Origin of the sequence: uncultured Aurantimicrobium sp. (genome assembly GCF_936931525.1) — a bacterium.
Lineage (GTDB): Bacteria > Actinomycetota > Actinomycetes > Actinomycetales > Microbacteriaceae > Aurantimicrobium.
On record NZ_CAKZII010000081.1, the window covers coordinates 1 to 21,148 of the forward strand.

At 53.9% G+C, this 21,148-nt stretch carries 23 protein-coding genes; 7 read left to right on the top strand and 16 right to left on the bottom strand.

All coding sequences use genetic code 11. The annotated features are described in order from the left end of the window. A partial coding sequence (locus tag Q0362_RS03440; protein WP_298119794.1) for a LamG-like jellyroll fold domain-containing protein occupies positions 1-1,406 on the bottom strand: 1,406 nt, incomplete at its 3' end. Positions 1,407-1,577: 171 nt separating this feature from the next. Here Q0362_RS03440 and Q0362_RS03445 point away from each other — a divergent pair. Continuing rightward, a complete protein-coding gene (locus tag Q0362_RS03445; RefSeq protein WP_298119795.1) occupies positions 1,578-2,225 on the top strand; it encodes a TetR/AcrR family transcriptional regulator in 648 nt (215 codons plus the stop codon). Here Q0362_RS03445 and ychF read toward each other — a convergent pair whose 3' ends face one another. Next, positions 2,226-3,299 carry a redox-regulated ATPase YchF gene (gene ychF, locus Q0362_RS03450; protein ID WP_298119796.1) on the bottom strand — a complete coding sequence of 358 codons (1,074 nt, stop codon included), beginning with the start codon at positions 3,297-3,299 and terminating at the stop codon, positions 2,226-2,228. A gap of 72 nt (positions 3,300-3,371) precedes the next feature. Here ychF and Q0362_RS03455 point away from each other — a divergent pair, with 72 nt between their 5' ends. After that, on the top strand, positions 3,372-3,584 hold the full coding sequence (locus Q0362_RS03455; RefSeq protein ID WP_298119797.1) for an antitoxin MazE-like protein: 213 nt from the start codon (positions 3,372-3,374) through the stop codon (positions 3,582-3,584). Continuing rightward, positions 3,581-3,913, top strand: coding sequence for a type II toxin-antitoxin system PemK/MazF family toxin (locus tag Q0362_RS03460; protein WP_298119800.1), 333 nt, complete (start codon positions 3,581-3,583; stop codon positions 3,911-3,913). The genes Q0362_RS03455 and Q0362_RS03460 overlap by 4 nt, the downstream gene beginning before the upstream one ends. On the opposite strand, the gene Q0362_RS03465 is transcribed toward Q0362_RS03460, so the two are convergent. Next, on the bottom strand, positions 3,910-4,311 hold the full coding sequence (locus tag Q0362_RS03465) for an acyl-CoA thioesterase (protein WP_298119802.1): 402 nt from the start codon (positions 4,309-4,311) through the stop codon (positions 3,910-3,912). The two genes, Q0362_RS03460 and Q0362_RS03465, sit on opposite strands and share 4 nt — an antisense overlap. 146 nt (positions 4,312-4,457) lie before the next feature. Here Q0362_RS03465 and Q0362_RS03470 point away from each other — a divergent pair, with 146 nt between their 5' ends. Next, the gene (locus Q0362_RS03470; RefSeq protein WP_298119805.1) at positions 4,458-5,219 is read left to right on the top strand and encodes a GntR family transcriptional regulator; all 762 of its coding nucleotides are present in this window, start codon (positions 4,458-4,460) and stop codon (positions 5,217-5,219) included. 3 nt (positions 5,220-5,222) lie between these two features. Here Q0362_RS03470 and Q0362_RS03475 read toward each other — a convergent pair whose 3' ends face one another. The 9 genes from Q0362_RS03475 to Q0362_RS03515 form a co-directional block, all read right to left on the bottom strand. Beyond that, entirely contained in the window at positions 5,223-5,441 is a 219-nt protein-coding gene (locus tag Q0362_RS03475; protein ID WP_298119807.1) for a DUF6186 family protein, read from the bottom strand. Then, positions 5,438-6,028 carry a hypothetical protein gene (locus Q0362_RS03480; protein WP_298119809.1) on the bottom strand — a complete coding sequence of 197 codons (591 nt, stop codon included), beginning with the start codon at positions 6,026-6,028 and terminating at the stop codon, positions 5,438-5,440. Before Q0362_RS03480 ends, Q0362_RS03475 begins: the two co-directional genes overlap by 4 nt. A 9-nt stretch (positions 6,029-6,037) precedes the next feature. After that, on the bottom strand, positions 6,038-6,166 hold the full coding sequence (locus tag Q0362_RS03485; protein ID WP_280794166.1) for a hypothetical protein: 129 nt from the start codon (positions 6,164-6,166) through the stop codon (positions 6,038-6,040). 94 nt (positions 6,167-6,260) lie between these two features. Beyond that, on the bottom strand, positions 6,261-7,064 hold the full coding sequence (locus tag Q0362_RS03490) for an ATP-binding cassette domain-containing protein (protein ID WP_298119812.1): 804 nt from the start codon (positions 7,062-7,064) through the stop codon (positions 6,261-6,263). Continuing rightward, entirely contained in the window at positions 7,064-8,107 is a 1,044-nt protein-coding gene (locus tag Q0362_RS03495) for an ABC transporter permease (RefSeq protein ID WP_298119814.1), read from the bottom strand. The genes Q0362_RS03490 and Q0362_RS03495 overlap by 1 nt, the downstream gene beginning before the upstream one ends. Before the next feature lie 74 nt (positions 8,108-8,181). After that, positions 8,182-9,240 carry a sugar ABC transporter substrate-binding protein gene (locus Q0362_RS03500; RefSeq protein WP_298119815.1) on the bottom strand — a complete coding sequence of 353 codons (1,059 nt, stop codon included), beginning with the start codon at positions 9,238-9,240 and terminating at the stop codon, positions 8,182-8,184. Positions 9,241-9,359: 119 nt separating this feature from the next. Further along, positions 9,360-10,367 carry a sugar phosphate isomerase/epimerase gene (locus tag Q0362_RS03505; RefSeq protein WP_298119817.1) on the bottom strand — a complete coding sequence of 336 codons (1,008 nt, stop codon included), beginning with the start codon at positions 10,365-10,367 and terminating at the stop codon, positions 9,360-9,362. A 15-nt stretch (positions 10,368-10,382) separates the two neighbouring features. Beyond that, positions 10,383-11,588, bottom strand: coding sequence for a Gfo/Idh/MocA family oxidoreductase (locus tag Q0362_RS03510; RefSeq protein WP_280794161.1), 1,206 nt, complete (start codon positions 11,586-11,588; stop codon positions 10,383-10,385). A gap of 301 nt (positions 11,589-11,889) precedes the next feature. Continuing rightward, on the bottom strand, positions 11,890-13,101 hold the full coding sequence (locus Q0362_RS03515; protein WP_298119820.1) for a Gfo/Idh/MocA family protein: 1,212 nt from the start codon (positions 13,099-13,101) through the stop codon (positions 11,890-11,892). A 142-nt stretch (positions 13,102-13,243) separates the two neighbouring features. On the opposite strand from Q0362_RS03515, the gene Q0362_RS03520 reads away from it, so the two are divergent. Then, positions 13,244-14,269, top strand: a complete 1,026-nt coding sequence (locus Q0362_RS03520; RefSeq protein WP_298119822.1) for a Gfo/Idh/MocA family protein — start codon at positions 13,244-13,246, stop codon at positions 14,267-14,269. Between the two features lie 19 nt (positions 14,270-14,288). Then, positions 14,289-15,065, top strand: a complete 777-nt coding sequence (locus Q0362_RS03525; RefSeq protein ID WP_298119824.1) for a TIM barrel protein — start codon at positions 14,289-14,291, stop codon at positions 15,063-15,065. Between the two features lies 1 nt (position 15,066). On the opposite strand, the gene iolG is transcribed toward Q0362_RS03525, so the two are convergent. Beyond that, on the bottom strand, positions 15,067-16,065 hold the full coding sequence (gene iolG, locus Q0362_RS03530; RefSeq protein WP_298119826.1) for an inositol 2-dehydrogenase: 999 nt from the start codon (positions 16,063-16,065) through the stop codon (positions 15,067-15,069). Positions 16,066-16,383: 318 nt separating this feature from the next. Here iolG and Q0362_RS03535 point away from each other — a divergent pair, with 318 nt between their 5' ends. After that, complete coding sequence (locus Q0362_RS03535) at positions 16,384-17,394, top strand: LacI family DNA-binding transcriptional regulator (RefSeq protein WP_298119828.1); 1,011 nt, start codon at positions 16,384-16,386, stop codon at positions 17,392-17,394. 4 nt (positions 17,395-17,398) lie between these two features. On the opposite strand, the gene Q0362_RS03540 is transcribed toward Q0362_RS03535, so the two are convergent. From Q0362_RS03540 to iolD, 3 genes are read right to left on the bottom strand one after another with little or no spacing between them, the layout of a single operon-like run. Then, positions 17,399-18,274, bottom strand: a complete 876-nt coding sequence (locus Q0362_RS03540; protein WP_298119888.1) for a sugar phosphate isomerase/epimerase — start codon at positions 18,272-18,274, stop codon at positions 17,399-17,401. 29 nt (positions 18,275-18,303) lie between these two features. After that, the gene (locus Q0362_RS03545) at positions 18,304-19,218 is read right to left on the bottom strand and encodes a sugar phosphate isomerase/epimerase (protein WP_298119830.1); all 915 of its coding nucleotides are present in this window, start codon (positions 19,216-19,218) and stop codon (positions 18,304-18,306) included. Next, positions 19,218-21,140 (bottom strand): 3D-(3,5/4)-trihydroxycyclohexane-1,2-dione acylhydrolase (decyclizing), encoded by a 1,923-nt coding sequence (gene iolD, locus Q0362_RS03550; RefSeq protein WP_298119832.1) that lies wholly within the window; start codon positions 21,138-21,140, stop codon positions 19,218-19,220. The genes Q0362_RS03545 and iolD overlap by 1 nt, the downstream gene beginning before the upstream one ends. Between the last annotated feature and the right edge of the window lie 8 nt (positions 21,141-21,148).

Here is a 21,148-nt window from a genome sequence, read left to right on the forward strand (position 1 = left end):
GCTGAAGTTCCATCCGGAGATATCTGAACAATCGATTCGTTTCCTGTTTGGGTATTTCCAACATAGAGATTGCCTGAAGCATCAAATGCCATTGCTGTAGCTGCTGGAGAAAGCAATAAATTCGAGGCGCTAAATAAAGTGGTGGAGCAGGTTCCAAAGCCCGCTGGACTGAGCTTCCTGATTGTGTTTCCCGAGGGGAAATACATGTTTCCTTCGGCATCAAAGGTACCGATACTCGCACAGTTTGAAGGACTAAAGACAGGAACAGGCATCACTGATGCGGTGTAGGGATTTCTGCTCATCAGGGGACTACACGAATTCGATCCGAGCCACGTACTTGTTGAGCAATATGAAGCCCATGAGGACACCGGGCCAAACCTCACGGTAGTAAAGCTGCCCTCAGGAATCGAGTAATCGGAAGTTCCAAAATTGTTAGTCGCGTTGACTCGAAAAATGTAACCCCTCGCCATTGTGAGGCCGGTAACCGTGCAGGTCAATTGGGACGTATTTACACAGTTTGGGATCGGGTTGTAGGTAATTCCATCTATGGATGAGAAAACCGAGTATGTATTTGCGCCCATCCCTGAAATTTCAGTACTCGCTGCCCATGTAACTACTGATTGGGTGTTAGCCCCAGAGGTTGCCTGAACTGTTGTTGGGGGTCTAGGCAAACTGGTGGAAAAAGGGGAATCTGAGCTACTGGTTGGAGTTCCGACAGTCATGGGGACTGCTGGCAATGCCGAACTATCTACTAAATAGGATGGCCCTGTTGCAGTATTCAACAACAAAGATGTCGCTGGCTCCCTGACGAGAGGTGTTGTGCTTGGAGTGAAGCTGGACGTGTACAACGCGGACTTTGTAATCCTGACGTTACTCAGGCGGCCAAAGAAAAAATTTCCGTCTCCACTCGTACTATTTCCACCGCCAATTTCCAGCGGAGTTGAAGTTGCAATTGCAGGGGTTCCGGCGTTAATGCCGGTAGTGGCAATTTGTGTGCCGTCGGAGTAAACCTTGATGGAGGTACCTGAACGTACTATGGCGAGATGATGCCACCCTTTTTCTGCTGGCTGTGCAAAAAGAAAGTTGGCCAATTGGCCAGTTGTAGATTTTTGGATGAAGTTGAATCGAAAGTGGTCATAGCTCGAAAGAAGGAACTCTTGTTTTGATGAGTTGCCCGTCACCCACCGACCCAAAATGTCGCTGACTGGCTTGATCGAATAATTTATCCACATTTCGATGGTGTAATCCCCTGTGCCGATAGACGCGTTATCTGAAGACGGGATAGATATTCGACTATTTCCATCGAAATTTATGCTGCCAGGATCACCATCTAGAGCAACAGCAGATTGGCTTCCAACGCCAAATACCGGTTGCAGAGTGGACACGGTCAATGCAACTACAAGCATCCACGCAAGAAGAAACAACCGAGATGGTCGAAACTGTCGCTTGCTGGGCGATATCTGTAGTGAGGTATTCATAATTGAATATCGTAGTCTTACTTCGATATAGAAAGATAATTAGTTTATTAATATTCGATTACGACTTTCAGATAAATTGAACTCATGGGAGACAGCGATATGACCGTTACAGCCGCTCCCATCGGGGGCCGAAAGAGTGCCTACGTGGCCCGCAACCGCCTTGCCTTATTGCGCGCGGCCCAACGAGCCGTTGCCGAGTACGGACACAACGCCACAATTGAGCAGATCGCTGAAGAAGCTGAGATGTCTGTCAGCACCGTCTACAAGCACTTCGACAATAAAGAGCTCCTCATCTCGGAGGCTTTTCTCTCTGGCTACAAAGAGTGGGAGGAATGGGCAGTTGACCAAGCGTCTGCATGCACAGACCCGCTCGAGCAACTCATTCTCCCCATGCGACTTTTCGTGCGAACCGGGGAAACACATCCCCTGTTCAGCCGAATGTCTGCGCAGTACCCCTCAATCGTGCTCGAGTTGATCCCCCAGGCATCTCAAGGGCTTTTGGGAAGATTCGGGTCTGAGTCAGAGAGTGCTTTCCCCGCGCTCGACGATATGGAAATCCGGGTGGGTAACGTGACTAATTGCGCAGCTATCGCCTTTATTCGCAGGGCGACAGACTCTACATTTACCGCAGAGCAAGCTGACAGAACAATTGGCATTGCCCTGAAGATGTTCAACATTCCACCTGAGCTCGTTCGAGCTGTATTGGATAGGCCACTCCCACCACTGAGTGTGGTCAGAGCACTCTAACTACACATTGAAGCGGAACTCGACTACGTCGCCATCTTGCATGACGTAGTCCTTACCTTCCATGCGGGCCTTGCCCTTGGCACGTGCTTCTGCAACAGAACCGGTGTCAACCAGGTCCTGGAAGGAAATGATTTCTGCCTTGATAAAGCCACGCTCGAAGTCAGTGTGGATCACACCTGCTGCTTGCGGAGCCTTCCAGCCCTTACCAATGGTCCAGGCGCGTGCTTCCTTAGGACCTGCGGTGAGGTAGGTCTGAAGGCCGAGAGTGTCAAAGCCAATACGAGCGAGCTGGTCAAGACCGGACTCATCTTGGCCGGTCGAAGCCAGCAACTCAGCAGCATCCGCTGCATCAAGGTCAATCAGCTCTGATTCGAGCTTGGCGTCCAGGAGAACTGCTTTGGCAGGCGCCACGAGAGCTTCGAGCTCCTTGCGCTTAGCTTCATCACCCAGGACATCCTCATCCACGTTGAACACATAGATAAAGGGCTTAGCAGTGAGGAGACCCAGTTCCTTGATGGGGGTGAGGTCAATGGAGGTGGATGACAAAGGCTTGCCATCGTTGAGCACCTTCTGTGCTTCCAGTGCAGTCTCGAGAGCGATGGGCTCTGCCTTCTTGCCCTTGACTTCCTTCTCAATACGAGGAACAGCCTTCTCCAGAGTCTGGAGGTCAGCCAAGATCAGCTCGGTGTTGATGGTGTCCATGTCAGAGGCAGGGTTGACCTTGCCATCAACGTGAACAACGTCAGGGTCAGAGAATCCGCGAACAACCTGTGCAATAGCGTCAGCTTCACGGATGTTGGCCAAGAACTTGTTACCGAGGCCTTCACCTTCGGAAGCACCCTTCACAATGCCGGCAATGTCGACGAACGACACTGCTGCAGGCAGCAGACGTTCGGAGCCGAAGATGCCAGCGAGAATGCCGAGGCGCTCATCGGGGAGGTTGACGACTCCCACGTTGGGCTCAATCGTGGCGAACGGATAGTTCGCTGCGAGAACGGTGCTCTTGGTCAGAGCGTTGAACAGGGTTGACTTGCCGACATTGGGCAGTCCCACGATTGCGATAGTTAGAGCCACAAGGGTTAATCGTACCGGTTTGGTTATCCACACTCTTGCCAATACGAGGTGTTACATGTAACAATTTCAGGTATGTCTAGTCGCATGAGAGTTGCACAACACCGCAAGCAGATGAAAGAGGATGGCTACCGCCTACTCCAAATCTGGGTACCCGACCGGGCAAATGATAAATACCTCGCCGACATGAAGCGCGAATGCGCCAGCATCAACAAAGCTGACGAGCAAGACGACATCATGGAATGGCTTGAGGACCAGTCAAGCTGGATTTGGGATGAAACAGAGTGAGACGCGGAGAAATCTGGGTCATTGCAGGCGGGAATTACGCAGGTAAACCGCGACCAGGGATCATCATTCAAGATGACAGTCTGCATGAATTACACAGCGTGACCGTCATTCCGCTTACTACTCAAGAAAGCGATATTGGCCGGATTAGAGTTGCCATTTCCATTGAAACCCCAGATGGCCCACCGATAAATAGCTTTGCCCAAGTGGACAAGATTATGACGGTGAAAGCAGCCAATGTCTCGAAACGAATTGGCTCACTCAGCCTGCCTGAAATCAGGGCAGTTGAGAAATCACTTCTCAACCATCTAGGAATTGGTTCCGCGCGCTAACTGGTGGGAATGCGGTCTCGCTCCATGGTGGCCCCGGTATAACCGTGAGGCATGGGCTTGCCATCTTCACCTAAGCCCACAAATACTATGTGGTCCACCGTAAGGATGGACTTCCGAGTAATCATGTTCCGAACCTCAGCCCGCATGGTGATGGAGGTTGTGCCGAACTTGGTGGCCACGAGACCCATCTCAATGAGGTCACCCTCAATGGCCGAAGCTACAAAGTTAATCTCAGAAATGATCTTGGTCACCACACGGCGATTACCCAGCTGCAAGATGGCATAGATCGTGGCTTCTTCATCAATCCACTTGAGCAGAGAGCCACCAAAGAGCGTGCCATTGGCATTGAGATCTTCGGGGCGCACCCATTTGCGGGTGGTGAACTCAATCTGTTCCATCTGACGACCTCGCTGTTGTCTGACATGACGATATAAATGGTGTGAAATATCGGTCTAATTTCACTAATTCTACCGTTCTGTGGTGCTAATGTCATGACATGGTGTCAAAGATGACGCCATGTAAGCACGATGAATAGGAACACACCATGAATCCCACCGAGCAAATTCTGCCTCTGTCGTTATTTATGGATCTGGAACGCACCGGCCCCATCCCTCTCTACTTCCAGGTGGCAACCCGTATTGAGAAGTCGATTCTAGATGGCACTCTCCCCGCAGGTTCGCGCTTGGAAAACGAAGTTGCCCTCGGCGAGCGCCTAGGCCTCAGCCGCCCCACGATTCGTCGCGCAATTCAAGATCTTGTGGACAAGGGACTTCTTGTTCGTCGACGTGGCATTGGTACGCAAGTTGTGCACGGGCAGGTCACCCGAGGCGTTGAACTCACCAGCTTGAACGATGACCTCAATCGAACAGGTCAGAAGCCCTCCACCACGATGCTGACCTGCGAGGTCATTGCCGCCGACGCCAAGATTGCTGAAGAACTCGCCGTTGCCGTCGGTGCACCCACTCTTCACCTCAAGCGCGTTCGTAAAGCAGACAACGTTCCCGTTTCTGTGCTCGAAAACTGGCTCCCTGAAGACTTCACTGACTTGAACCCTGCAGATATCGCCGAGCACGGTCTCTATGCCGTCCTGCGCTCACGTGGTGTCACCATGCGCGTAGCAAAGCAGCGTATTGGTGCACGAAAGTCCACCAATCAGGAAAGTGATCTACTGGATGTTGAGAAGCACGCAGCCTTGCTAACCATGGACCGCACAGCTTTTGATAACTCTGGCCGTGCTGTTGAGTTTGGTCACCACTGCTACCGCCCAGACCTCTACTCCTTCTCGGTCACCTTGGTGGAGAAGTAAGCCTTAGAGCTCTAATTGCACGGTGTCCGCAAAGGCAAAGTGCCACCCGAACCACCACCAGGCAGCAATCACGCCGATTCGAGTCGTGCGTGAAGTCATCACGTGTTCGAGCATGTCCCCGATGGGGGCAAAGTTGTTGGGCTTGCGTTGTGCATAGATCTCGCTGAATATGGCCACAGCCACCACCACGAGGTAACCCGCAATCACAATTGTGCGAATCATGAGCGCCTCCAGAACCTGAGCAGGCCATAGCCTGCAGCTAGCCAGAGGCCCACGAACACAAGCCTGCCCCACACGTTCTCCACGAAAGGGTCGAAGAGAACGGAAATAGTGGGGTAGTTCTCGTTTCCGCCGGGCATGGTCACGCTAAGCACAAAGGCAGCAGCTTCCCACACACAGATAGCCACTGCGAGCATGGACCACATCCACATGGAGCGAAGTAATGCTGCGTGAGGCCGCTGCTCGCGGTCGGGAGCAGGTTCCCAGGCCACTAACAGCACCGTGACACCAATGGCAACGAATACTGCTAAATCGACCCAACTGTGACGGGGTGCCAAGACCAAGACCACCCCTAATGTTCCCGTGACGGCTAGGGTGAGAATCTTGGGCGCAGAAATCGTCTTTTTGATGATGATGAGGCGACCACCGGTCAGGCGGTCAAGAATAAGCATCGCAACGAGTGAGAAAAACAGGATGCCGTCCACATAGGCACCGCGCCAGGTTTGAAACCCGGCCATGATGCCCAGAATGCTAATCCACAACACAGCGGACACACTCCATTGTGGAACTACACGTTCTGAGATGCTCATTCTCTGAGCTTATTCGTCCTTGTTTTTCTTCTTGTTGAGGACGTACCACGCGCCAACAATGAGGATTCCAACACCAAACAAGATGATGCTGCCTGGCGTGCCATCCATGGGCAACAAACCGTCGAGTGGATCAATCATGAGGGCGATCTTTCTGTAAAGAAAAAGGTAGGCGCCCTATCCGCGAAGGTTAGGACGCCCACCAATTATCCCAAGGACTGGGAGTTGAATTGCGTTAGTTGATGGTTGGAATAGTTCCCGTCAGCAACGCGAGTTCTGCTTCGAGCTCGTGCATAGCTTCACCACCGGCCATCAGGTCAGTGATCTGCTCGCGGGTGCGCTCACCCTTAGCAAAGTCATCTGCCTTCTCACCACGAATGAGAACTGCGAAGTGGTCTCCCACCGTCATTGCGTGAGCAACGGAGTGGGTAACGAGAACTACAGCAACACCGCGGTGCTTAGCCTGCATGATGATACGAAGTACGTGTGCAGCTTCCTTCACACCGAGTGCAGCAGTTGGCTCATCGAGGATGAGAACGTTTGCACCGAAGTACACAGCGCGAGCGATAGCCGAAGCCTGACGCTCACCACCGGAAAGGCTACCAACAAGACGGTCACCATCGGTGATGCGGGTAAGGCCGAGGCCCTGCATCTCGGTAACAGCAACGTCGTTTGCGAACTTCTTGTCGAAGCGGCGGAATGGACCCCAACCCTTCATTGGCTCTGCACCAACGAAGAAGGAACGGCCGATGGTCATCAGCGGGAAGGTTCCACCGAACTGGTGAACCGTCGCGATACCTCGTGCGCTTGCATCCTTAGGGGACTTGAAAACAACCTCTTGGCCATCCATCTCGATCTTTCCCGAGGTTGGCTCGTGGAAACCGGAGAGGATTTTGATGAGAGTCGACTTACCAGCACCGTTATCTCCAAGGAGACACAGAACCTGGCCCGCGTAGACGTTGAGTGAAACGTCAACCAAAGCTTTGTTTCCGGGGTAGATCTTGGAAACGTGCTTGAGGGAAAGAATTGGCTTAGTCATTACTTTTTCCCTTTCTTAGGTCCAGTCGATAAAGCTAATCGTCTGAATAGGTTGTTGGTCAATACTGCAGCGAGAACGAGGATACCGATGATGAGCGAAGCCCAGTCAGAGTCCCAGGGGGTGTAGTAGATGCCCTGCTGAACGACAGCAAAAGTGATGGTTCCGAGGATGACACCGAATACAGATCCGTATCCACCGGTAAGGAGAACACCACCGATAACAACAGCGATGATGGCGTTGAACACGAAGGACTGACCCTTCGATACACCTGCACCGTTATAAGTAATGGTCTGCATCATTCCCACGAATGCAGCGGCGGTACCGCTAGCAACGAAGAGCCAGATCTTGACCTTACCTACCTGGATACCCTGTGCACGTGCACTGATGGCGTCGCCACCGATTGCGTACACCCAGTTACCAAAGCGTGAGAAGGACTGAACCCACCAGACCACAATGGCGATGGCGATGGCCCAGAAGATGACGACGGAGAACTTACCGTCAATAAATGTTCCGAACAGCATCTTCGCAACGGGGTCACCCTCAACAGCAATGTTTACTGTTCCCGCGAGGGCACGGGTGAGACCGAGGGTTAAACCCATCACGATGTACATCATGGCCAACGTCACGATAAATGACGGCAGCCCGGTTCGAACAATGATCCAACCGTTGAGGAAACCGATGATTGCACCGAACAGCACTCCACCAACCATGGCGAGCCACAGTGGGAGACCGAAGGTGGTTGCCATCAGCGCGGTAACCATGGAGCTACCGGCAATAACGGAACCGACAGAAAGGTCCAGTTCGCCGGCAATCATAATGAGCGACACTGGCAATGCGACGATGACGAGGTCAGCGAAGATGTTGAGCCAGCTTGCGGCACCGTAGGAGGAGGTGAACTTGTCACCACCGGCGACGGCGAAGAAGAGATAGACGGCGATAGCGCCGATCAGGGCGCCCATTTCAGGGCGGCGGGTGAAGGATCGCAGTGCGTCGCCGAGAGTTCGACGCGGCATTGCGAGCTCAGCCTGTTTGGTGGAAGACATAGATTTCCTCGTCCTTGAGAGTGAAAGTTGGGGTTGCTACCCCCGGGTTTCCCCGGGGGTAGCAAGGGGTATTACTAGCGTGCGCCTGCCGAAACACCAGCCTGTACAGAGGCGATGTTTGCTTCGGTTACCAGTGCAGGACCGGTCAGGAAGACGCGCTCAGCTGGCAGGATGCCGTACTGAACGTACTGCCATGCCATCGAGGTTGCCATGTATCCCTGGAGGAATGGCTGCTGGTCAATACCGAACAGCTGAGTTCCGTCAGCGATACGTGCAAGCACGTTCTCCGAGAGGTCGAAGGTGCCGAGGAGGACCTTGCCGGTCTGGCCAGCCTGCTCGATACCGGATGCAGCTGCGTCAGAGTCCTGCGCACCAATGGTGAGAACACCATCGATGGTGGGGTCTGCAACAAGTGCACCCTTTACTGCCTGTGCAATTGCAGCAGGGTCACCGAAGGAGGATGCGGGGAGAGGAAGCTGAGTTCCTACGCCACCGTTTGCAGCCATACCTTCAGCAAGACCCTGGCAACGGGTTTCCTGGTTTACAGAACCTGGAGTGGTGTTGACACAGATAACGTTCTTTGCACCCTGCTCAGCGAAGTACTCGCCACCGGCAGTACCAGCGATGAGTTCGTCAGAGCCGATGTACATCTGTGCACCAGTGTTCTCCATAGCGGTTACGCCACCAGCGTTGTAGATGAAGACAGCAATACCGGCTGCAACTGCATCCTTGATTGCGGGATCTTCAGCCTCAGGAACCCAGTCAGCGATGACGATTGCGTCAACACCCAGGCCGATTGCGTTACGAACCAGGTCACCTGCGTCAGGGCCGAGGTTTTCGTAGCTCTTGAGAGGCAACCAGGTAACTTCGCCACCAGCGCCCTGAACAGCAAGGCCAGCAGCCTCTACACCGTTCTTGACAGTGGTCCAGAAGCCATCGCTAGCCATACCACCGATAACAGCAACCTTTGCTCCACCAGTCTTGGTTTCGCTTGAGCTGCTGCTGTCGTCAGCTGCAGGAGCTGCACAGCCAGCGAACAGCAGTGATGCTGCAATTGCTACTGGAAGAGCCTTAACAAGGCCCGACACGCGACGCTTCTTTGCGCCTGTGATGGAAGAGATCATCTTTTCCATTTCCTTTCCTTCTTTGTGATTGCGTTCCCCGTCACGGTGACTGAGACGCTCCTAAAAACCAATGGTGTACTGGTTGTCAGGTTGGCCCGATACAAGTACCGAGTCAATTCTTTGTTGAGTTATTCCGGCTTGATACCGGCGATATCTGCAGCTTCGAGAAGAACCTTGGCTGCAAATTCCAGACCCTCGATGCGTCCGAGGGAAGTATCTTCGTGCTCGATAATCACGAACATGTTGGGGTCAACTTCGTAGAGAGCTTTGAGGAACTCTGCCCAGTACTGAGCGTCGTGTCCCTTGCCCACAGCAACGAAGTCCCATGCGGCAGGCTTAGGCCATTCGTTAGCCCATTCGTCGCCACCCAGGTTGGTGCGAGGCTCGTCAGCGCCCAAACGGCGGAAGCTGTTGTCGAGAACACCTTCGATTGCTGCGTGGGGGTTGACGCGAACGTCCTTAGCTGCCGAGTGGAATACGAGAGGACCGAGGTTGCGAACAACAGCTACGGGATCCATCTGCTGCCAGAACAGGTGAGAAGCGTCCAGCTCAACACCGATGTTGGTCACACCAGTGCGCTTGACGAGTTCACGCATGCTTGCGGGGTTGAAAACCAAGTTCTGTGGGTGCAGCTCAAGAGCTACCTTCACGTCAAGGTCACGAGCGAGCTTGTCGACCTCGGTCCAGTAGGCGCCAGCGACGCCCCACTGGTACTCGAGCACGTCAAGTGCATCTGAGTTCCAAGCGTTGACAATCCAGTTCGCGTGCTTGGAACCTGCTTCACCGCCGGGCAGACCTGACATAGTGACAACGCGGTTCTGGCCGAGACGGTGAGCCAGACGGATAGAACGCTTGACGTCTTCCCCGTGCTTGTCACCAATGACGGCGTTGGGGTGAAGAGGGTTACCGTTGCAGTTCAAACCACCGATAACAACGCCGGTGCCTTCGAACAGAGCCAGGAAATCATCACGGGCAGCATCGCTGACCAGGATGTCATCCATAGTGGGTACGTGAGTTGCTGGCAAGAATCCACCAGTGTTGATTTCAATTGCTCCGAGACCGAGGTCAGAGATGACCTTGAGTGCTTCGGGAAGTGAGCGATCGTGAAGGATCGCGTTGTAGACGCCGAGTTTCAACGTAGTTCTCTCTTCTTAGTAGTGCAGGTAGGAGGGGTCAGCCGCTGGAACGTCTACTGACGAACCATTGAGGTTGTAGGACTCAATGACTGAGCCGATAACTTCCATGTTGTGGAGGCCATCTTCGAAGCTGGGGCAGTAAGGCAGAGCAGGAGTCGAAGGCAAGCCAGCAACTTCCTGAAGGAATGCGCGGTTCTGGAAGAAGAACTGATCGTTCTGGCCAACACCAACACCGGGAGCGTCAACGGGGACACCGCCAGCGATGTAGGGGTGATCAGGACCAACCTGGACTGTGCGGTAACCGCGCTCGCCGTAGGGGCCTTCGTTGAACATGAGCTGGAACTCACCATTACGACGCTGGTCGAAAACTGCAGCGCCCTTTTCGCAGAAAACCTCGAACTTGAGGCTGGTGGGGTGACCAGCAGCAACACGAGAAACCTCGATTACACCGGGTACGCCACCGAAGTCAACGGAGAAGCCTGCGTAGTCATCGTTTTCTACTGCATCCATCTCACCGGTCACAGCTGCGAGGCCGTGACCCATGACTGCACCAGTTGCGACGGGGCGCTCGGTGATGGAGGTGACGAAACGTGCACCAGAAACTGCCTTGAAGGGCTTGCCTACGATGAATTCGGAGACGTAGGAGATGTGGCTTCCGACGTCAGCGAGTGCACCAGTTCCCTGAGCACCCTTGTAGCGCCATGAGATAGGTGCGTTGGGGTCTGAGGAGTAGTCAGCCCAGTACTGGCCGCTGAAGTGGAGGACCTTGCCGAGCTTGCCGGACTGGATCAAATTGCGGATAGCCGCGATTGCAGGGTTGCGCAGGAAGGTGAGACCAACACGTGCGGTGGTCGATGCGCGGTTTGCAGCAGCGATCATGGCCTGGGCGTCTTCGAGGGTGTCACTCAGGGGCTTCTCACACAGAACGTGCTTGCCCGCGTCGAGGAGACCTTCAACGATTTCGCGGTGCAGGTGGTTTGCCACAACAACGCTGACAGCGTTGATGTTGGGGTCATCTGCAATGGCACGCCAGTCAGTGTCAGTGCGCTCGTAACCGAAGCGGTCTGCAGCCATCTTGCCAAAGGTGGGGTTTACATCACCGATGGAGACAAGCTTGATTTCAGGAAGGTCTGAACCGTAAAGAGAAGTTGCTGCACGGTAAGCGGCTGCGTGAGCACGTCCTGCCATTCCTGCACCGATTACTGCGACACCGATTGTCATCTGACTAAATCTCCTTTGATTTGTGCTCTGAGTTATGAGCTGATCTTCCTGAAAAAGATCGAATATTAGAACGCTCCAAAAACTACCAGTCAAAAATGAATTTCGACCCGTTGTTTATCGTATTGTTATTTTGTCCTTACAAAGTCACAATGTCAAGTGCGTACGAAATTTCGGCATTTTGTATTCAGATTTCGACAGAAATCGTTGAATTAACAAGGATTTTCGACTGAAATCACTGCAATTGTGATTGCTCTTTCTGAAACAGAAAATGTTAAGTTGTCCGACTTTGTTTGCTGAATTGTTACTTTGTCACCGCAGCAGTGGATCCAGAAACAGGTGCAACCTTGTGCCAACGCTCGTCTTCGGCAGAGGCCAAAGCAGCGTCCACAACACGTGAAGCAGCTACAGCATCATGGATGTTCGAATTGAGATGTTCACGCCCGAGATAGCTTTGAACAAACTTCTTAGCTTCAATGATTTTGAGATCGTCAAAGCCCATCGATGTCCCTGCACCTGGCTGGAAATGTCCAAAGTCACCAAACGAGGGACCTGCCATGATGCGCTGGTACCCAACTCGGACAGGGTCTCCCCCGATAGCAAGCTCGAGTTCGTTCAGACGTTCAAAGTCCCACTTGAGCGATCCGTTAGTGCCATAAATTTCGAGGTCATAGGACGCACGCTTTCCAACGGTCACTCGTGAAGCTTCCAAGGTGCCCAGCGCACCAGAGGCAACTGCGTCGGTACGGAGCTGAACCAGCATGGCAACGTAGTCTTCATTCTCCACGTCGCCGAGTTCTCCCCCTTCAACGAGGTCAAAGTGGGTACCCCCACCCGGTGCTGGGATGGGGCGCTGGGGGTGCACCGTTGACGTAGCAGCACTGACCCGATCGATGGGGCCCAAGATGTAGTGAACGAGATCAACCAAGTGCCCTACGAGGTCTCCGGAAACACCACTACCCGCCATCTCTTTGATGAAGCGCCATGACAGAGCTCCGCGGGGGTCAGAAGAGTAGTCGGCAAAGAATGTGCCACGGAAGTTTGTAATTCGACCGAGTTCTCCGGAAGCGATGATCTGCTTGGCATACTCCAACGCAGGGGCATGCCGGTAGTTGAACCCGATAGATGTGGTTACGCCAGTTTCCTGGACTGCCGCTTCAACAGATTCAGTGTCTGCGGCATGACGACCCACAGGCTTTTCGATCCAGAATGACTTACCAGCCTTTGCTGCCGCGATGCCAATCTCTGCGTGCAGGAAGTTGGGCGCACAAATGGAGACAACATCCACGTCAGTGCGAGCAAGCACCTCGTGATAATCACCGGTAGCCTCAGCGAAGCCGAGCACATCACGAGCGTAATCTTGGCGGTCTGGCACAGGATCTGCTGCAATGACGAGCTCAGGCTTAATACCCAGCTCGGGATAGAACACAGGAAGTGCTTGATACGCGCGCGTATGTACCTTGCCCATCCAGCCAACAGAGATAAGTCCTACGCCGAGACGCTGTGATGTTGTCATGAGATGTCCTTGAAAAAAGGCAATCAGGAATGTGGACAGGGTGTCTTCATTGACCTCGTGCAATTGCCGGAGCTTGTTTACATAGTAATCACTGTTGAGAAATTTGTTCTAATGTCCTTACCTATTCACTAGGCTAATTCTCATGAGCGTCCTCCCCCAGCCCAACATCATCGACCCCACCTCCGTGCCCAGCCTGCGCTGGGGAATCTTGGGAGCAGGTGGGATTGCTCGCACCTGGGCAGGAACTGTCCTCACCAACACGTCACAGCAGATTGTCGCTGTTGCCTCGCGCACCCCGGGTAAAGCTGAAGAATTCGCCCATGATCTGGGCCTAGAGCGCGCCTACAACTCCTACGACGAACTCGTAGGTCAAGCAGACATTGATGCGATCTACATTGCCTCATATCCTTCTGACCACAAGGAACACGCATTACTTGCTATTGCCGCAGGCAAGCACGTCCTCATTGAGAAGCCCACCACCATGAACTCCAGAGATGCGGCAGCAATCTTTGAGGCGTCCACAGCGGCAGGTGTTTTTGCCATGGAAGCCATGTGGACCAGGTACCTCCCCCAGTTCGACATCGCACGTCAGCTACTTGCCGATGGTGCTCTTGGAGAGCTTGATTTATTGGTAGCCACTTTCTGTCAGGACAATCGTCACCTCGAAAGAATGTGGACTAAAGGCGGCGGTTCACCGGTCTTCGATATGGGCATTTACCCCATCGCTTTTGCCCAGATGTTCCTCGGGAACCCCACGAACATCACGGCGTTTGGCGTTGTGCGCGAAGACCTCATCGAAGAAGAAGCGCATGTGTTGATGAGTTACGACGACACTCCAGCGCGCACCAACTTCATTGTCTCTGGCCGCACAGCGCTCCCCCATACCGGCGCTGTATCAGGCTCCAAGGGCGCATTGAACTTCGGTACTCCCTTCGTTGTTCCCTCTTCTATTACTCTGCTCAACACTGAGTTCAACGACACCGGAGTGACCTGGACTGACAACACCGGCATCGTGGGCCACCAAGGACTGTGTTACCAGGTGAACTACTTCGCCCAGTACGTGGGTGAAGGTCTCCTTGAATCTCCGCTCCACACCCACGACGACGTCGTCACCAACATCGCTGTTGCAGAAGAAATCATCGACATCATTGGCGCTAACCCTCACTAAATACTTCTAAGGACCTGTTATGACGAGCTACCGCCTCGCTGCCTCTGCCGAAATGCTCTTTACCGAGCTTCCCTTTGTTGAGCGCGTGCAGCACATCCACAACCGTGGTTTTGAAGTAGAGATCTGGGATTGGACCACCAAGGACCTCCCCGCGCTTGCCGCTACTGGCGCAACCTTTTCGAGCATGACGGGCTATATCGAGGGCGACCTTCTCGAAGAGGATGGCATCGCTCGTCTCCTGGAGACAGCATTGCTGTCGCTGGAGGCATCGACCATCATTGACGCGCCTCGTCTGAATCTCCATGGCACCGGTCTTGATTCCAATGGACAAAGTATTCGCAAGCGTGAAAGTGTGACTGCGGCTGAATGGTCAACCGCTCGTGACACCTTGGCTAAGTTGGCAGAACTTGGCGAGAAGCACGGCAAGCAGTTCACCCTTGAAAACCTCAACCTTGCCGTGGATCACCCCGGGACACCATTCGCTCGAGCTGAAGACACCATTGCCTTAGTCGAAGCAGTGAACAGCCCCCACTTGGCATTGAACCTTGATCTGTATCACGCTCAAATTGGCGAAGGTAATCTCGCCGAGCTCGTGCGGAGCGCATTCCCCCTGATCGGGGAAATCCAGGTCGCAGACGTTCCTGGACGTTGCGAACCTGGCACAGGCGAAATCAACTACCGCCGCATAGCTGCAGAACTCAAGGCTCTGGGCTACACCGGCGTTGTCGGCCTCGAGGGCTGGGCGTCAGGAGATTCTGACGCGGCTCTGGATGCTTTCGCTGATTTCTTCGCGTGATTTAGAGCTTGACTGCTTTACCTGTCTGAGCTGATTCCAGAGCAGCGTTAGCCAGCACGAGAGCGGCACGACCGTCTTCGTAGTTCGGGTTAATGGCCTTACCTGAACGAATGCTGGTGGCGAAGTCTGCTAACTCGTTCTGGTAGCTCAACGCATAACGCTCCAGGAAGAAGTTGAAGTAGGGCTCGCGCACCTCAACGGCCTCTGCTGTGTGAAGTTGAACTGAGGTGGGGGTGAGGTTGGAAGCCGTGAGCATGCCGAGGCTTCCGAAAGCTTCGAGACGCTGGTCATAGCCGAAGGATGCGTGACGTGAGTTCACAATGGTGACCAGCTCGTTGTTAGCTCCACGAAGGGTGACAGCGACACTGTCATAGTCCCCTTCTTCAGCGATGTAGTCGCAGAAGGCGTTCGTGCCCGTTGCACTGACCTCAACAATGTTGGGGACGAAGAAACGGGCCATGTCGAAGTCGTGAATGGTCATGTCGCGGAAAATACCGCCACTGACATGGATGTATTCCTGTGGCGCGGGTGCTGGGTCGCGGCTGATGATGATGAGCTGCTCGAGGGTACCGATTTCGCCTGCAGCAACACGGGCTTGGATTTGGTTGAAACCGGGGTCGAAACGACGGTTGAAACCGATGGCAATAAGAGTTTTGGCTTTGGATGCTTTCTCGCGAAGCGCATCGACGCGCTCGATGTCGAGGTCAATGGGCTTCTCGCACAGAACGTGGAGTCCCAGGTCGATAGCACGCTCAATCAAACCCACGTGAGTCGGAGTGGGAGCGGCGACCAGAATGGCATCCACTTCCCCACTGTTGAGGAGAACTTCGGGGTCATCGGTGATCTTGCCACCATAAAGGCTCTGGATGTTCTCTGCACCCGCAATGAAGGTGTCACACGTGTAGGTCAACTCAAAATCATTCGAGCGATCAATTGTTGCTGCGTGGACCTGGCCAATACGGCCGGTGCCAATCAAACCAATGCGGATGGGAGAAGTCATCGTTGAGTTCCTGTCATGAAGATGTTTGTTACAACATACTCTCAAAGTCTTAATGTTTCCACCCAGGCAAGAGCACGCGAAAGATAAGGGGATTAAGCAACAAAACCCGAGCAAATGCTCGGGCTCTGTTGTTCCCTCCCTCGGGAGTTTTGACTCAAAACTCCGTTGGAACTTGCGGATATAAGTTGAGCGTCGACCTGGAGGCATGGACCGCTCCAACTGATCCTGGATACAAACTATATGCTAAGACTTTGTTAAGTCAATATGAGAAAGTAACTTCTCTTCGCCAATCATTTCCTAAAGTGAGAGAGTTAACAAGTGACCGCTCAGAAATCCACCAAACGCCCCACCATTTATGAAGTGGCGGCGTTAGCTGGTGTTTCTAAATCACTGGTCTCTCTCGTCCTGCGCGACTCCCCGCAAGTCAGCCCCGCCCGGCGCGAAGCAGTTCTCACCGCGATTAAGAAGCTCAACTACGAGCCCAATGCTGCAGCCTCTAACTTGGCCGGAAAAAGTTCCGGTCTGATTGGGGTGGTCATTGATGACTACAGCAACACCTGGTTTATAGAGACGCTCAAAGGACTTCGTGAAATCTTCGATGATGCGGGCTACCACCTCGCTGTGAGCGACCTGCATGAAGTGCGCAGCAGGCACTCCGACGCCGCCTCCGCCCTGTTGGCGATGAGGGTGGACGGTCTCGTTGTTGCAGCAGAACCCTCTAACCTGAGCGATCGCTCAAAGGAAATACCCTACGTCATCATTGGGAGCCGTCAAACCCGCCCTCAACGCGCTGACGTGGTCACCGGAAGCGATGAGCTTGGCGCAGAACTTGTTGTCGATCATCTCGCAGACTTAGGCCACAAATACATTGGTCACATCACCGGACGTGATGGAGCTGCCCACAAACGTCTTGATGGTTTCCTTTCGCAAACCAAAGCACGCGGGTGTCACGGTTATTTTGCTGGTGAAGGCAGGGCAACTGATGAAGAAACCGGGTACGACTGCACACTGGAATTAATGAAAGTCCACCCCGAGATCACCGCTATCTTTGCTGCGAACGACTTCATGGCAGCTGGGGCTATTGCTGCTCTCAAGAAGCTCAAGAAACGTGTCCCTCAGGACGTTTCTGTCGCAGGATATGACGACACGGTGATTGCAGGTCCAAAGTTCCTAGACCTGACCACCGTCAGTGACTCAGGTGCCGAGATTGGACGCCAAGCAGCAAAGCTGCTGTTGCGCCGTATCAAAGCAGCGCAAACTGCACCTCATGATCTGGATCTCGTCCCCACGCTGATTGCGCGAGGCAGCACGTCAAAAGTGAAGAAGTAGCGAACTACGAGTTCTGCTTGGCGATGTAGCTCTTGATGGTCTCGAGCTGGAACTTGGCCACCTCAGCTGCGTTTTCGTTCTCTGCAAAGACACTCGAGCAGACCACCGAGTTGGGGTTGTCGAGGAATCCAATCTCCTTGAGCCCGCCGAAGAATTCATCGAAGTTCACGTCGCCATCGCCCATCTTGAGGTGCTGGTGCACGCGCACAGCGTTTCCGGGAGGGTTGGAGATGTAACGCAGACCGTGTGAGCGGTTGTGGTCCATGGTGTCTGAGACGTGAACGATACCTATACGGTCGCCCGCCGCACGCATAATCTCCAGAGGAGCCTCTTGCATGTGGAAGGTGTGTGAAGCCACGTAAACCATTCCAAAGTTCTTGGAGTTGATTCCGCGAATCACGCGCCAGGCAGCAAGACCGTTCTCAACGAAGTCATCTGGGTGAGGATCGATGAAGATCTTGATTCCCTCTTTCTCGACGAGAGGAACGATCTCCTCCATCGAGCGGTAAAACATACGCTCAGACTCTTCAGCCTTCTCGGGGCGACCCGAGAACTCAGTACCGATGGTGTCCACTCCCAGTTCAGCGGTGATGCGGATGACGCGCTTCCAGTAGCGAACTGCTGCTTCGCGCGCATCTTCATCGGGGCCAGACCAGCGAAGCACGGGAAGGGTGGAGGCAATTCCCACCCCTGCGTCCTTGCACGCCTTGGAAAACGCCTTGACGTAGTCGTCGTCTGCTTTGGGGTGGTTGAAGAAAGGAATCATGTCGGGGTGCGGGGTGAGCTGCAACCATTCATAACCCAAGTCCGCAGCTACCCGCGGGAACTCCATAAGCCCGTGCGAGTGGTGGAACGGGGTGGGGTCGAGGGCAATTTTCACCATGAGATGACTCCTTTACCTAAAGATTCTTACTGAAAACGTGCTGCGTGAGTGCAGCTGTGGATGTGGTCGCGCGTGCGCTTGGCAATCGGGAAGGGGAAGTCCACCGAGCAGCCATACATGTCCTGTTCAACGATGGCGAACATCTCAGGGTTGATTTCTGCTGCCTTCTCAATGATCGGAGCGAACTCAGGAACACCCTTGCCACCAGGCTCGGTCATGACGCCCTTGGCGACAGCCTCAGCGAAAGGAAGATCGTTCTTGAGGGTCTCGGCCAGGATGTCGGGCTCAACCTGCTTGAGGTGGAGGTAACCGATGCGGTCTGGGTAAGCGTTCATTAGCTTGACGTTGTCACCGAGGTAGTACGCGAAGTGGCCGGTGTCGAGGCACAGGTTTGTGTATTCCTTGTTGGTCTCCTGCAGGAAGCGTTCTACTTCCTGATAGGTACCAATGTGGCTATCTGCGTGGGAGTGGAACTGCTGCTTGATGCCGTATTCCTCAAGCAACGCCTTGCCAAGCTTGTCGTGGCCGGCAGCGAGCTTCTTCCATTGGTAATTATCGAGAACACGAGACTCAAGAACTTCTGAGGTTGCATCTGAGCGCCACAGGTCAGGGATAACAACCAAGTGCTCTGCCCCCAACTTGGATACCAAACCAGCAACATCGAGTGCTTGATCCCAGGCACGTTTCCACTGGTCATCGCCCTTGTGGAATCCGGTGAAGACGGTACCCGCAGAAAGTTTCAGGTCACGCTTTCCAAGTTCATCTTCTAGCTGGTGAGGGTCAGTGGGAAGGTAACCGAACGGACCAAGCTCAATCCAGTGATATCCAGCGGTCTGAACTTCATCCAGGAAACGCTCCCAAGGAACCTGCTTGGGGTCGTCTGCAAACCACACACCCCAGGAATCAGGCGCTGAACCGATACGAATCTGAGCGTTGGACATTAGTTGTTCCTTTCGGATGCGCCACGACCAAGAAGAGCCTTCTGGGTCTTCTGGATTTCTTCGTACTCTGCACGTGCCTTCTTGGTTGAAGCCAAGGTGGAGGTAGCTGCAACAGGAACATCCCACCAACCTTCACCGTCGGGTGCGTACAAAAGTGGGTCGCTGTTGATGTGAATCAAGGTGGCGACATTGCTGGCCTTAGCTGCCTTCACGGCAGCCGAGAGGTCAGCAATGGCGTTGGTCGTGGGCTCAACGCGAATCACGTTCATGCCGTAGGACTCCGCGTTGGTTGCGAGGTCGATGGGGAGAATTTCGCCCTGCTCGAAGTTGTTACCATCCTTGTCGTGGGTGCGATACAGCGTTCCATAACGCTGCGAGCCCACGTCTTCAGAAAGGTGACCGATAGAGGCGTAACCGTGGTTCTGAATCAGCACAATGATGAACTTGATACCTTCGGCAACAGCAGAGACGATCTCAGAGTTCATCATGAGATAAGAACCGTCACCGACCATGACGATGGAGTCACGGGTCTTGTCTGCACGGGCAACACCGATGCCTCCGGCAATTTCATACCCCATGCAGGAGAAGGCATACTCGACGTGGTAACCCAGGTCGTCTCGCACGCGCCATAGTTTGTGCAGGTCGCCCGGAAGCGAACCAGCTGCACAAACCACGACGTCGCGTGGATCAGAGGCTTCTTGAACGGCGCCAATGATCTCGGTCTGACTTGGAAGCACCAAACCGCGGTCTACGAAGGCCTTGTCGACCTCAAAGTCCCATGTTTCCTTCTGACGTGCAGCTTCAGCTGCGTAGTCAGCGGAAATGTGGAAGCCAGAAATAACAGAAGAGAGCTCAACTAGAGATTCACGAGCATCTGCCACAACAGGAAGCGCACTTCCGTGCTTAAAGGCATCGAAGGAAGCCACGTTGATGTTGATGAAGCGAACATCAGGGTTTTGGAATGCGGTGCGGCTGGCAGCAGTGAAGTCGCTGTAGCGAGTACCAATACCGATGATGAGGTCTGCCTCTGCGGCAAGACGGTTCGCAGCAGTGGTGCCTGTTGCCCCCACAGCACCCATGTTCTGGGGGTGATCCCAGTTCAGTGAACCCACACCTGCCTGGCTCATGCCCACAGGGATTCCGGTTGCTTCGACAAATTCACGCAGTGCATCTGCAGCGCTGGAGTAAATCACACCACCACCGGCAACGATGAAGGGTCGCTTGGCGGACGCAATCTGACGGGCAACTTCTGCCATCAGACCTGCATCTGGACGTGGACGGCGAATGTGCCATTCGCGGTCCGCCAAGAATTCAGCTGGAACGTCAATCACTTCGGCCTGTACGTCTTCAGGAAGAGCAATGGTGACTGCACCAGTCTCCACGGGATCCGTCAAAACACGCATAGCTCCGAGCGCAGCAGAGAACAGCTGCTCGGGACGGTGAACACGGTCAAAGAAACGAGAAAGCGGCTTGAATGCATCGTTTACACTCATGCTGGCGTCGTGGGGAAGCTCAAGCTGCTGCAGTACAGGGTCAGAGACGCGTGTGGCGAAGGTGTCCGAAGGAAGCAGCAGAACTGGAAGACGGTTGGTCGTTGCCACAGCTGCACCAGTGAGCATGTTGGTGGCACCAGGGCCCACGGATGCAGCACACGCGAAGGTTGAACGACGACGAGTCATACGCGAGTAGGCAATAGATTCGTGCACCATGCCCTGCTCGTTACGAGCCTGATAGTAGGGCATGAGTTCTGGTTCGTCGACGGAGAACTGCTTGAGTGCCTGGCCAATACCTGCCACGTTGCCGTGACCAAAGATGCCAAAGGTGCCCGCAATGGTGCGCTCACGGTAGTCACCATCAACGGTGAACTGGTGACCTAAGAATTCAACCAGTGCCTGGCTGACGGTCATGCGACGGGTAGTCATTGCGGTTC

Bases quoted from the DNA above. Each gene is read 5' to 3' on its own strand.
- Q0362_RS03445 (WP_298119795.1), top strand. From the start codon at position 1,578: ATGACCGTTACAGCCGCTCCCATCGGGGGCCGAAAGAGTGCCTACGTG.
- Q0362_RS03455 (WP_298119797.1), top strand. From the start codon at position 3,372: ATGTCTAGTCGCATGAGAGTTGCACAACACCGCAAGCAGATGAAAGAG.
- Q0362_RS03465 (WP_298119802.1), bottom strand. From the start codon at position 4,311: ATGGAACAGATTGAGTTCACCACCCGCAAATGGGTGCGCCCCGAAGAT.
- Q0362_RS03470 (WP_298119805.1), top strand. From the start codon at position 4,458: ATGAATCCCACCGAGCAAATTCTGCCTCTGTCGTTATTTATGGATCTG.
- Q0362_RS03475 (WP_298119807.1), bottom strand. From the start codon at position 5,441: ATGATTCGCACAATTGTGATTGCGGGTTACCTCGTGGTGGTGGCTGTG.
- Q0362_RS03480 (WP_298119809.1), bottom strand. From the start codon at position 6,028: ATGAGCATCTCAGAACGTGTAGTTCCACAATGGAGTGTGTCCGCTGTG.
- Q0362_RS03485 (WP_280794166.1), bottom strand. From the start codon at position 6,166: ATGATTGATCCACTCGACGGTTTGTTGCCCATGGATGGCACGCCAGGC.
- Q0362_RS03490 (WP_298119812.1), bottom strand. From the start codon at position 7,064: ATGACTAAGCCAATTCTTTCCCTCAAGCACGTTTCCAAGATCTACCCC.
- Q0362_RS03495 (WP_298119814.1), bottom strand. From the start codon at position 8,107: ATGTCTTCCACCAAACAGGCTGAGCTCGCAATGCCGCGTCGAACTCTC.
- Q0362_RS03500 (WP_298119815.1), bottom strand. From the start codon at position 9,240: ATGGAAAAGATGATCTCTTCCATCACAGGCGCAAAGAAGCGTCGCGTG.
- Q0362_RS03510 (WP_280794161.1), bottom strand. From the start codon at position 11,588: ATGACAATCGGTGTCGCAGTAATCGGTGCAGGAATGGCAGGACGTGCT.
- Q0362_RS03515 (WP_298119820.1), bottom strand. From the start codon at position 13,101: ATGACAACATCACAGCGTCTCGGCGTAGGACTTATCTCTGTTGGCTGG.
- Q0362_RS03520 (WP_298119822.1), top strand. From the start codon at position 13,244: ATGAGCGTCCTCCCCCAGCCCAACATCATCGACCCCACCTCCGTGCCC.
- Q0362_RS03525 (WP_298119824.1), top strand. From the start codon at position 14,289: ATGACGAGCTACCGCCTCGCTGCCTCTGCCGAAATGCTCTTTACCGAG.
- iolG (WP_298119826.1), bottom strand. From the start codon at position 16,065: ATGACTTCTCCCATCCGCATTGGTTTGATTGGCACCGGCCGTATTGGC.
- Q0362_RS03545 (WP_298119830.1), bottom strand. From the start codon at position 19,218: ATGTCCAACGCTCAGATTCGTATCGGTTCAGCGCCTGATTCCTGGGGT.
- iolD (WP_298119832.1), bottom strand. From the start codon at position 21,140: ATGACTACCCGTCGCATGACCGTCAGCCAGGCACTGGTTGAATTCTTA.